This window comes from Nostoc sp. UHCC 0252, assembly GCF_034931145.1.
Taxonomy (GTDB): Bacteria; Cyanobacteriota; Cyanobacteriia; order Cyanobacteriales; family Nostocaceae; genus Nostoc.
In genome coordinates, this window is the sequence record NZ_JAYGHE010000018.1 from 97985 (window position 1) to 110674 (window position 12690).

Annotated in this window: 7 protein-coding genes, 1 tRNA gene and 1 rRNA gene; 1 reads left to right on the forward strand and 8 read right to left on the reverse strand. The window is 41.3% G+C overall.

The window, feature by feature from the left end; all coding sequences use genetic code 11:
* Positions 1–229: 229 nt before the first annotated feature.
* The 8 genes from VB732_RS13565 to rsmA form a co-directional block, all read right to left on the reverse strand.
* Positions 230–3421, reverse strand: coding sequence for an efflux RND transporter permease subunit (locus tag VB732_RS13565; RefSeq protein ID WP_323231369.1), 3192 nt, complete (start codon positions 3419–3421; stop codon positions 230–232).
* A 161-nt stretch (positions 3422–3582) separates the two neighbouring features.
* The gene (locus VB732_RS13570) at positions 3583–5190 is read right to left on the reverse strand and encodes an efflux RND transporter periplasmic adaptor subunit (protein ID WP_323231370.1); all 1608 of its coding nucleotides are present in this window, start codon (positions 5188–5190) and stop codon (positions 3583–3585) included.
* Between the two features lie 1060 nt (positions 5191–6250).
* Positions 6251–7540, reverse strand: coding sequence for a glycosyltransferase family 4 protein (locus VB732_RS13575; RefSeq protein WP_323231371.1), 1290 nt, complete (start codon positions 7538–7540; stop codon positions 6251–6253).
* 679 nt (positions 7541–8219) lie between these two features.
* Positions 8220–8291 (reverse strand) — tRNA-Gly (locus tag VB732_RS13580).
* 185 nt (positions 8292–8476) lie between these two features.
* On the reverse strand, positions 8477–9082 hold the full coding sequence (locus tag VB732_RS13585) for a sporulation/spore germination protein (protein WP_323231372.1): 606 nt from the start codon (positions 9080–9082) through the stop codon (positions 8477–8479).
* Between the two features lie 422 nt (positions 9083–9504).
* Positions 9505–9834, reverse strand: coding sequence for a DUF3082 domain-containing protein (locus tag VB732_RS13590; RefSeq protein ID WP_323231373.1), 330 nt, complete (start codon positions 9832–9834; stop codon positions 9505–9507).
* Between the two features lie 83 nt (positions 9835–9917).
* On the reverse strand, positions 9918–10871 hold the full coding sequence (ispE, locus tag VB732_RS13595; protein WP_323231374.1) for a 4-(cytidine 5'-diphospho)-2-C-methyl-D-erythritol kinase: 954 nt from the start codon (positions 10869–10871) through the stop codon (positions 9918–9920).
* Between the two features lie 81 nt (positions 10872–10952).
* Positions 10953–11795 carry a 16S rRNA (adenine(1518)-N(6)/adenine(1519)-N(6))-dimethyltransferase RsmA gene (gene rsmA / locus VB732_RS13600; RefSeq protein ID WP_323231375.1) on the reverse strand — a complete coding sequence of 281 codons (843 nt, stop codon included), beginning with the start codon at positions 11793–11795 and terminating at the stop codon, positions 10953–10955.
* A 654-nt stretch (positions 11796–12449) separates the two neighbouring features.
* On the opposite strand from rsmA, the gene VB732_RS13605 reads away from it, so the two are divergent.
* A 16S ribosomal RNA gene (locus tag VB732_RS13605) occupies positions 12450–12690 on the forward strand; the annotation flags it as partial.

Sequence of the window (12690 nt, forward strand, 5' to 3'; positions counted from 1 at the left end):
GCATTCGCAATGACATTGTGTAATTAATTATGTTTACCTACTTAGCACGTAAACTTAATACAAGGGCATTCGCATGATTCCAGTGCCCCGCGTGCAGTCTCAGCATCATGGTACAATGCTGCACATATCCCTAAAACTGTGTTAGTTAACGGCAATAGATACAAAAAAAGCCCCCTTTTTTAAGGGGGCTTTTTTTGTATCTAAGCGACAAAGAACAATTAATTACGAATTAGTTATCGCCTTTTGCTGAATATGTAGCAGTTCTACCGTCCAATGACATACTTTCTGTTTCTAGTTCTTGATTTCGATTTGGTTTGATAAAGCGTTCTGTTGTTGTCTTAATTACAATATACAAAATCGGTACAACAAACAAACTCAAGAAAGTTGCAATTAGCATTCCACCAAAAACTGTTGTTCCCAAAGATTGCCGACTTCCTGCACCCGCGCCTGTGGCAATAGCTAACGGAAAAATCCCCAATAGTGTAGAAAAAGCAGTCATCAAAATTGGTCGCAATCGCTCTTGCGAAGCCTCAATTACTGCTTTAGTAATCGAAAGCCCTTGTTCGCGCAATTGATTAGCAAATTCCACAATCAAAATTGCGTTTTTACTAGCTAAACCAATCAACATTACTAAACCGATTTGGCAGTAAACATCATTGGCAAAACCCCGCATTGATTGTGCTATCAGCGCTCCAAAGATAGCTAAGGGAACTGATAACAGAATGATAAAGGGGTCAATGTAGTTCTCGTATTGAGCGGCTAGTACTAAAAATACAAAGACTATTCCTAGTCCAAAGATTAGCGGTGCTAAACCACCAGAATCTATTTCTTCTAATGCAGTTCCTGACCATTCGTAACCGTAGCCGGCAGGTAAAACTTCTTTAGCAACTTTTTCCATTGCTTTAATTGCGTCTCCCGAACTAGAGCCAGGAGCGGCTGAACCATTAATTTCAATTGAGCGGAACAGATTATAGTGATTGATTGTTTGCGCTCCCACAGTCTGAGTAACTGTAACTAAGTTACTCAAAGGAATCATTTGATCCTTTTGGGAACGAACGTACAGTTTACCAATATCTTTTGGATTGGAACGAAACTGTTGATCTGCCTGGATATACACCCGGTAATTGCGCTGCTGGAGATTGAAATCATTTACATATTGCGATCCCAAAGCAGTTTGCAAAGTACTGAAGACATCATCTATAGAAACTTGCAAAGATTTGGCTTTATTCCGGTCTACTTCCACAAGCAATTGTGGTGTATCTGCGGCAAAGGTGCTAAATACAGCTTGTAATCCAGGTGTTTGATTAGCTTGACCTAGTAACTTACCCATCGACTGGACTAAATTTTCTAAGCCACTGTTACCTCTGCGGTCTTGCAGTTGAAACACGAAGCCGCCGAAGTTACCTAAGCCTTGAATTGGTGGCGGGTTCACAGGAAAAACCCTGGCTTCTGGGATTGCTAATAACTTCCCTTGTAATTTGCCAATAATCGCCTGTACTGATTGATCGGGTCTTGAGCGTTCTGCCCAAGGTTTCAAAGTTGTAAATATGATGCCGCTATTGGCGGTGCTACCACTAAAACCAAATCCTCCCACGGCAAAAGTCCCTAGCACTTCTGGAAGTGGTAAGATTTCTTTTTCTACCTGTGCCATGACATCGCTGGTATATTGCAGCGATACGCCTTGGGGCCCTTGGATGATGGTGATGAAGTAGCCTTCGTCTTCATCGGGTAGAAAGGCTGTCGGTACTGCGGTGTACAGCCAAGCAGTCATTCCCAAAGAAACGATAAACAGTCCAATGACGATGCTTTTGAATCGTACCATCCAGGTAAGCGATCGCTCGTAACTTGACCTTACCCATTCCAGGAACCGATTAATCAGGTCAAAAAACCAGCCAATCCACCTTGGTACTTGTTGTTCTTGACGTAGCAGCACCCCACACAAAGAAGGTGTTAGAGTCAAAGCTAGAAATGTCGAAATCGCAATAGAAAAGGCGATCGTCAGCGCAAATTGCCGATAAAGTGCGCCTGTAGTTCCTGGAAAAAACGCTACTGGCACAAATACCGCCATCAATACTAGTGAAGTGGCAATAACCGCGCCAAACAGTTCCCTCATTGATTCACTTGCGGCTCGACGAGGACTTACACCTTTATCCTGAATAAAACGGCTAATTTGCTCCACCACAACGATTGCATCGTCTACAACCATCCCCGATGCTAAAGTTAGACCGAATAAAGTCAAACTATTGATCGAAAAGTTAAAAATTTTGACAAAGGCAAACGTCCCAATTAGTGCTAGAGGAATAGTCAGTGCTGGAATTAAAGTGGTTCGCCAATCCTGCAAAAACACAAAAATTACAATCACAACTAGCACTACGGCTGTAATCAGAGTTTTGATAACTTCTGACATCGACTCTTCCACAAAGGATGTTGTGTCAAAAGCTACCTGATATTTCATGCCTGGCGGAAAACTCGGAGCCAATAGAGCCATTTCAGCTTTGACTCCCTTCGCTACATCCAAGGCATTACTGCCAGGAACCTGATAAATTCCTAAACCTACAGCATCATTGCCCCGGAACCGCAAAAATGTGTTGTAATTTTCTGCCCCCAGTTCGGCTTTACCGACATCTTTGAGCTTGACTAATGTGCCATTCTCTTCAGTTTTGAGGACAATTTCTTCAAATTCTGATGGTTCTGCTAATCGGCTAGCAGCCCGCACATCAAGTTGATATCTTTGTCCTTCAGGAGCCGGTTCTTGCCCAATTCTCCCTGCACCAACTTGTAAATTTTGTTCAGATAAAGCATTGGCTACATCCTTGGTCGTTAGTCCCCGACTAGCAAGGCGGCTCGGATCTAACCACAGGCGCATTGCATAGCGGCGTTCGCCAAAAATTTGGACGTTACTTACGCCTTTAACTCTTTTTAAAGCATCTGCTATGTAAAGGTCGGCATAGTTGCTTAAGAATATATTGTCGTACTCTTTATTCTCGGCGAATAAACCAATTGCTAAGAGAATGTTGCTAGATTCTTTAGATACTCGCACTCCCGTGCGTTGCACAGAATCTGGTAGTTGTGGTTGAGCAACAGAAACCCGATTTTGCACATCCACAGCCGCAATATCTTTATCACGCGATGAATCAAAGGTGGCTGTAATGGTACTAGTACCGTCGTTACTGCTGCTAGAAGTCATATATCTTAGCCCCTCAACCCCGTTGATTTGCCTTTCTAAGATATTTGTCACACCGCTTTCTACGACTTCTGCACTAGCTCCGCTATAGTTGGAAGTTACACTGATTTGCGTGGGACTGATTTCTGGGAATCTTGCGATCGGTAGTGAAGGAATACTAATTAACCCTATTAAAAGGATAACGATCGCACTGACCGACGCAAAGATTGGTCGCTTAATAAAGAAGTCAACAAACATAGTTTAAAAATTGGAAATTGGGAATTTTAAAAATTAGGAATTGGGAATTGGGAATGGGGAATTGGGAATTGGGAATTGGGAATTGGTATTTTTCCCCTTGCTCCCTTCCCCCTTCCCCCTGCCTCTTGTCCCCTGCTCCCTGCGCCCCCTACCCTCTTCAGCTAAGGCTTCTGAATACTACCCACTTCTTGCGGTGCAGGGGTGATGGGAGCGCCATTAGTTAGGTTGAGAATGCCGGAAACAACAATTTTGTCTCCAGCTTTTAGTCCTTCGATAACTTGATAATTATTCCCCTCAATAGCTCCCAATTTCACAGGTTTTTGTTGAGCAACTAAAGATGGTGCTCCAGCTTTGTTTTCTGCTGGTGCTTCAGCTTTCTTTTCGGCTGGCTTTTGAGCCACAAATACAAAAGTTTCTCCGCCCAGGCGAGATACTGCTGTAACTGGAATTAAAATTCCCGGACGTTGGTTCCAGATCACTTTGGTTTGCACTGACTGGCGATTTACCAGTTGACTTCTAGAATTACCAAAGTTGGCTTTCACCAAAATTGTCTGCGAATCTGAACTAGCATTTGGAGAAATGAAACTTATCTTACCCCTTGCTGTAGGTTGCCCTTGGGCGTTCAGCATTTGCACTGGTAATCCCAAGCGCAGCTTTTTGGCTTCTTCTAGGGGGATGGAAATATTTAGTTCTAAGGAGTCGTTTCTAGTAAGTGTTGTGAGTTCGTCTGCTCTTTCTACAAAATCTCCCACCTTTGCGGGAATATCACCAACAATGCCAGTAAAAGGTGCTAGAACTTTTGTGTATTGGAGTTGGACTTGAGCAACTTGGACTTGGGCTGCTGCTTGAGTTACTTGCGATCGCGCTTGGGCAATTTCTTCTGGACGGGAACCATTTTCTAGTTGTCTTACGTTTTGTCTCTGTTGTTCTAAGGCTCCAGTTAGCTCATTGATACTAGAAGTTCTGCTTTGGCGGAGTTGGTCTAGGCGTTTTTGGGCTACGACAAGAGCAGCTTCAGCACTTTGCTGTTCTTTGAGATATCCTTCTAAGGTATCTTGAGAAACTGCACCCTCTTTTCTCAATTGTGCATAGCGCTTGGCTCGTGATTGTGCTAATTCCACATCAGATTTAGCTGATTGAATTTGAGCCTCAGCCTGAGCAATTTCTTGTGGTTGCGATCCTGATTGGGCATCTCGAAGACGAGCTTGAGCTTGGGTTAACTGCGCTCTAGCTTGGGCAACTTCTTCTTGTCGCGTACCCGCTTGCAGTTCAGCAAGACGTGCTTGAGCTTGTGCTAGCCCAGCCTTTGCTTGTAATAATTGTGCTTGAACACTATCACTTTCCAGGCTAATAATAACTTGCCCTTGTTGAACACGATTGCCCTCTTGAATGAAAATATTGGTAACTCGTCCTTCAACCTGTGGCTTAATGATTGTCGAACGTGGAGCCTCTAAGGAGCCAATAAACTCCGAACTTTCCTGCACTGTTTCAGTTTGTACAGTCGCTAGCTTGACGGGAATTGCCATTGGTTGACCCGCAGCAGGCCCACCTGCTCCTGGATTATTAGCATTACTTGTTTGCCACCAGCGCCAACCAAAACCAATACCTGCAACTAGCAGAACAATTCCCAATATCACGGGCCAACGCCGTTTTTGAGGTGGCTTAGGCGATCGCTCTGGCAATGGTTGCGACTGTTGACTAGAATCATTAACGGTAGCCTGTTCTATTTCAACAGGAAGGGAAGAATCAGGGAACTCAGAATGGGACATATTCGGTTTCTCGTCTTGTGGATTTAGACTTGGGCAATCTACTCTTCGCTAAAAAGCATTATTGGAATAGTCTGTTAGCCCTTTTTTCTTAATGTTGATGACAAATATGTATTTATTTGGGTATTTGGGCGATCGCTCACGTTGTCTAACACCTAAAACAAATATTCTTCAGCACACTTTGGCTATTTTGTACATTACTTAACTCCTGTTAATTTTTTAAAGTGTAATTTATAAAACTTTTTTAGTCAGTATAAACCTATTACTTTAGCTTAGAGAGAAAACCCGGTTTATCTTGTTGCAAGGGAATCAACTAGATTTTCCGCCTTGTGTACTGAAAAATTAACAAGTAAACACGATTAAAGAATGCGTAACATTAAACACCTAAATCTATTTTGTAGAAATATTGCTAAAACACAGAATCCCGTAAAGCAACCTATCCCTGGAACTATGACAGATGCTTTTAAATCTATACCTGAAGATACCGCACCTTTCTTTTGACTTTTCTGCAAGTACACAACCAACTGTTCGCGCAGCTATTTGCCAATTTTGTATAAAATCAAACAATCTGCTTGGGAAAGTTTTTCATGAGCTTTGCAAAGGCTTACTGCAAATGTAAGTACTTGCTTGCATTATAACTAGATAACATGCCAGATTTGTGTAAGTTTAAAGATGAGTTTATCCCTCTTGAATCGTATCGAATACTGATCTTATGGAGGAAGAATGTATAGAGCCATCACTAATTAATTCAGCCTTATCAACTAAGATTTGGACTTTCATCGAAATTATCCTCGCAATGAATAAAGTGCGATCAATCAGTGTACTCTAGAGTCCTATTTTTCAGCATTCTCATCTTCCTACACTTAGCTCACCCGATCAGATGATTTTTAAATCACCCAAGTGGGTGATTCTATTTATCCCGATCAGAGTTATGTGGCGTTTTTCAGGTAAATGAATGTACACGGGTAAGGGCACAATATTGTTGTGCCCTTACGATAATCTGTACCTCACCAAGTTGCAATCTGCTGTAGGTAGGACTCCTATATGTCTAGCCAAAAACCCTTCAACTATCCACAACTGATTCCTTAGAATTGAATTTCGGCAACATACCCACAGTTGATTTTCGGTTACTAACAATATGAGAAAGCAACCCTTCATACCGATCGAGTGCTTGCTCCAAAGAATAATTTTCTTCAGCAAAATGTCTTCCTGCGTTACCTAATCTTTTCCCTAAAGAAGGATTCGCATATAAATCATACACAGCAGCAGCCATTGCATCGGGTGATTCTGGTTCCACAATTATTCCACCACCACTGAGTTCGATTGCTTTAGCAGCAGTTCCAGTGGCAGGGACGGAACCCACGATTGGGCGACCACTTGCTAGTAGCAGTGGTATTTTTGAGGGCATATTGAACGAAATCACATTGCGTTTTTGCACAATTAATCCCACATCAGATGCAGCTAGCATTTCGGGTAGTTTTTCTCGTGGCTGCAAGGGTAGCAGCAAAATATTATCTGCTCCATGTAATAGACAATATTCTTGCAACCTTTGCAGTGCCTTTGATTCACCAACAATGACAAAGACTATATTTTTGATATGACGTAAGCAAACTGCTGCTTCTATTACTGTTTCTAAGCCTTGTGTTAGGGCAATGTTGCCCGAATAAAGGACTACAAATTTATCGTTAAGTTGATGGCTAGAGATCCAGGAGTTGTTCTGTTTCGGTAAAGGGCGAATGAAATTTACATTCACCCAATTAGGAATACAAACGATTTTATTAACAGGTACTCCCTTATTCACTAAATTCTCACGAAAGCCATCGGTTATAACGCTGATGGTGTGTGCAGTCCAATATGCAAATTTTTCTAAAGCTGCAAGAATTCGGATCATCCACTTATTTTTTAATAGCCCGATACGTACAGCAGCTTCTGGTAAGATGTCTTGCACATTTAGAACTACTGGGCAGTTGTATAACCAACTAAATATTGTTGCTGGTAAGATACCTAGTAAAGGCGGAACGGTTAAAATTATCACATTTGCGCGATCGCCTTTAAAGGCTTGGGGTAAGCTTGTGAAAACAAAGCTTAACTCCAGTAACAGCCGATCTACGAGGTTAGGTTTAGACTTAATTCTGAGGTAGCTTCTATGAATGGTGACACCATTTTTTTGTTCATTAATATACCATTTGCCTTGATACCCATCGTAAATTTTGCGTTCAGGATAGTTGGGCATTCCGGTAATCACCCGCACTTCATGACCTCGCTTTACTAGTCCTTCTGCCAATTCAGTCATTAAGGGAGCAATGCCGATTGGCTCTGGATGATAGTTGTAGGAATATATCAGAATGTGCATGAGCTATGTATAAGTTTGGTAAAGACAGCCTGAGATAAGCGGATTTATTACTAACTTCAATAGGGGCTGTAACTTTGGATTATTTAATTTTAGGTTATGATTAGATTATGATTTCTTAAATCACTGTAGTAAGTACTGTTTAAGAGTTTTCTGAGTGGATTTTAACAAATATTCGGTTATGAATTGTCAGTTTTTCTAGTTAGATAAATTCTTTTAATTCTATATTTAAATTTTACCAGTGTTAACTAATAACTTTTGAATATTCACTTACTTAGATTTTTCCCATATACCTATATAATATACCTATATATATGATAGTTGTTCACTTATTTGAACGTGAATTTAGCCATTAAATTTACACTTAGGGGAATTGTAACATGAGATTTAATATCATGCATATAACCTGCATTCCGCCTTGTGAACTGGCACATTAAGTATCAATCCGCTTGGGTTGAGGAACGAAACCCAACCTACGATTCTTCTTAACCCAAGCGTATTGTCTGATAAGTAGCACTCGACTTGCTACTTAGAAACTTGCACGTACACTTCTGAGGAAGTAACGCGGCAGCAATGCCCTCGCCTTACCTGACTGGTTATTCAAAAAGACAATAATTAGTTAATACGGACACAAATCTGTCAACGCAGACAAATAATTAGCCAATCGACACATAAATTTTGAAGCGGGTGATGGGACTCGAACCCACGACGTTCACCATGGGAAGATGACATTCTACCACTGAATTACACCCGCGAATTGCTGTTTCACATAGTTTATCCATCAATACATATTATACCACTATTTACATCTTGTTTTCATTTGGCTAGAACATACATTGTTGTGACAGCCGATGATGACTGCTGATGTATTATTCTTGTAGCTTCAGATTGAAAAATCTTTTTTAGCTAGGTCATAACGGCATTTACCACCATATTTAACTAAAGAACAATGTTTTCACCCCGCTCGGTGAAGCGAACCTCTTTAATATTCCATTGGGCATTACTCGTTAAGGTTTTGCGGAGACTACCAAACAAAGCAAACTGTTCACAACTAGAAAGAGAAGCTATTTGTCGCTTTGACTCAGGAGATATTCGCAGATCAACTATAGCAATACCATTTTTAATGTTGACACGATATCCAGATAAGCTAAAGTCACTTGTATCTCGTTTTTCTAAAATTTTACTTACAACATTTGACACGGGTTCATCAGCTGGTACTGAAACCTTTTCTGAAATGAAGTCTTGGCACTGAGTATCACTAGTGTACATGGTGGCGCTGGTAGTTTTACTAGTAACAGCTTTAGGAGTTGATGAGGAAAGCGTATTTTCCTTGGGAAGCTCTAGATTAGGAGATTTTTCTCTCAACTGAGCTACGCTGGGAATTTGGCTGGAAGTCTGAGAAGATAACTTATCCGTCGGTGTTGCTGTAGAAGATGGCGTTTCGTTGTCAATCTTAGAAGCGATGGGGCTAGAACTACAACTGCTGAGGCTGACAACCATTGTCACAAAAAGAAGCGGTAAAAAATGTCTTTTGGTTGTGTTCATAAATTTTGCTTACAAGTGATGTTGCTGCTATCAACTTCAGTGACGCGGGTATCAATTCCGCATGTATTCATGAATTTGAGCCAGTCTATAAAGTGTCAACCCGAAATCTGTATAAAGTAGAGGTTTATACTATACACCAAAATTACAATATCTGCCGTTTAAACAAGCAATGTCTGAAGACAAGCTGATTATATAACTTACAATAAATGCACATTAGCTTAATCAGACAATCAACCAGATTGCTATTGCATTGGGCTGCCATTTCTCTTGCCACTTTCGTGAGTACTACGGTATTTCTTCCAAAATTCGGAGAAAACAGCAACAGCTTCTTCAGCCTTCTGGAAACGCAAAACTACAATTGATCAAAAACCGTGGTGTTTTAGAAAAACTTTTGCCTTTAGGTTGCTGATTAAAACACATTATTAACTTTCACTACTTTTTTGCTTGGTCAATTGCTGTATTAACAATTGCACTCCTAAAGCCAACAAACCAATTGCTACTATACCAAATATTCCGCTTCCTAAAGCAACCACACCAACAACCAGAGTCCGAACAGCAGAGGAAATCTTAATTACCAATGGATTAATTGAATGGACAGGTTTAGCAGCAAAATTTGTAGCGATCGCAATCATCAGCGAATACATAGCATACCCCATTCCTCCAGAAATAACCGCCCCAGTTAAACAGCGTAAAGGACTTGCCGTCGCCTGTATTTTAGTATCCGTTTGTGGCGTTAAATTTTGATCACTCATAGGATTTTGGATTTTATATTTTGGATTGGGTCATTAGGAATAGTTCTTGTCTATCCCCTATGCTTTATTAACGAAAAAATTATTTAGACAGACGATATCACTTTAATTCCATGTGTGATTGTCCGAGTTACAAACAATTCTAAGTCCTCATCAATAATTGCTTCTCTCACTTGCCGCAAAACTAGTTCTGCCTGCTGTTGAGACTCAAAAAGAGCAAATACTGTTGGCCCAGAGCCAGACATCATTGTTCCTAAAACGCCTTCTTGATTTGCAAACACTTCTCGCAGTTGCAATACTTGGGGATAGGCTGGCAATACCACGCGCTCTAAATCATTGTGCAGCTTTTGGGCAATTTCTCCCGGATTTTTATCCACGACAGCTTTTACTATTGCTCCTGAATGAACTGCATTAGCGCGCGCTGCCAAGTTGTCGCTATCTCTGATATAAGAATCACCAAACTGCTCTCGATAGGTTTTGTATGCCCAAGGCGTGGAAACTTCCAGACTGCGGTATTTCCCCAATACTATGTATGTATTATCTAAACTCGGCAGGGGAGAAAGTTGATCACCCCTACCTGTTGCGATCGCAGTTCCACCCGCTACACAAAATGGAACATCAGAACCGAGTGTACCTCCTAACTCTTCTAATTCAGACTGAGTTAATCCCAACTTCCACAGTAAATCTATACCCACTAACACAGCTGCTGCATTCGTCGAACCCCCAGCCAACCCAGCCGCTACAGGAATCTGCTTATTGACGGTAATCTCCACACCGCCATATTGAGCAAAGGCTTCGGGAAATTGCCTGACCATTAATTCTGCTGCCCGGTATGCCAGATTACTTTTATCTGTCGGTACTTGTGGGTGGTTGCAGTGAACACGAATGCTGTCAGTACTAATGGAACGTACATCAATTTGGTCTGAAAGTCCGATACTTTGAAGTATCATGGCTAACTCATGATAACCATCGGGGCGATCGCCAATGATTTCCAGATACAAGTTGATTTTAGCAGGGGCAATTAAGCTGTAGGAACGCATTTTATAACAATGGGGAATGGGGAATTGGAAAATGGGGAATGGAAAAAAATCTATTTTATCTTGTCATCTATTTCCTACTCCCTACTCCCCACCCTCTACTGCCAGTTCATTTGCTAGGATTACCCATTGCTGAACGCTGATATCTTCGGCTCTGGCTTGGGGATTTATCTTTAATTGTTCCAGTAAGTGGCTCAGGCGATCGCGTTCTATAACAGATTGCAAATTATTTCGTAACATTTTGCGCTTGGCACCAAACCCCAACTTTAAGAAAGTCTCTAACTGTCGGGGATTAAGCGCTGGTATTTCTATTTTTCGGGGACGTAATCTTACCACTGCTGAATCAACTTTTGGCGCTGGATGGAATGCAGAGGCTGGGACTGTGCAGATTAACTCACACTCAGCCAAATACTGTACCCGCACGGTCAACGCCCCAAAGGTTTTTGACCCTGGTTTAGCATACAACCTTTCTGCCACCTCTTTTTGTACCAGCAATACTATAGAGTCAAATGGTTCGGGGTTAGGATTTGCGATCGTACCCAGTAGTTTCTCAATGATTGGCCCTGTAATGTTGTAGGGAATATTGGCTACTACTTTGTTTGGCTTTTGGAAATTGGGAAAGGCTACCAAATAAGATGGTAAATCCAGGGTGAGAAAATCGCCTTGCAGCAATAAAAAATTTTCAGTCTTACCCAGTTGCTTTGACAACAGATGGCATAAGTCGCGGTCTATCTCAACTGCAATCAGAGACTGCACTAAGGGTAATAAACGACGAGTTAGAATACCAGTTCCAGGCCCAATTTCCAGGATGCGATCGCCTTTGACGGAGCGATCACTTTCTGTACACTCCGCTGCTTTTATAATTGCGTCGAGCGCCTTTTCACTTTTGAGCCAATGTTGAGCAAAGACCTTACGCGGTCGGATCATCTGTATTTATTGCCTAGTCTAGTTTTTAGCTTTTTCTCAAAAACTTATTATAAATTGTGAAATCCGTCTACAGCGCTAGACTCACTGTAACGAATCTTGTGGGGTAGGCATCCAGTTGTAAAATGGAAGCCTTTAACCGAAGGCTCTGGAACAACTATGCTTTTATATTCTTATATTATATATATAGTTAGTTCAGGCATTTGGATTTAGGATAAATCCCTCCAGCAAGACTGCTTCCTACATTTTTCGATAATGATTACTATAATCACTCAGATCGCATCAGAGCCAATTTAGAAACACTAACTAGCTATATGCATTATCTACACAGTAAAGTTCAGCTTCGTCGATGCCTTCCTTTTATCACTTAAGCTATTCACTTGAAAGTAATGCCAGACAAGAGATTTGCCCTTTTTAGAAAAAAAATAAATTTACCCCTTGACAAACTAGGGGATGACTAGTTACTCTAGTTAAGTGGAAAGGCGAGAGAAGCCAACCACCACTGAACCTGAAAAACATAATACTTTGAAAGCTTAAAGAAAAACCAATCCTCGTCAAAGGATTTTACTTTTTGGGGTTTCCAAAAAGATAATAATCAAAATTAGTAACTAGGATTCCGAAAAATATTTTTTCGGATACACAAACTCGAAACACAACAAAACGGAGAGTTTGATCCTGGCTCAGGATGAACGCTGGCGGTATGCTTAACACATGCAAGTCGAACGGTGTCTTCGGACACAGTGGCGGACGGGTGAGTAACGCGTGAGAATCTGGCTCTAGGTCTGGGACAACCACTGGAAACGGTGGCTAATACCGGATGTGCCGAGAGGTGAAAGGTTAACTGCCTAGAGATGAGCTCGCGTCTGATTAGCTAGTTGGAAGTGTAATGGACTCCCAA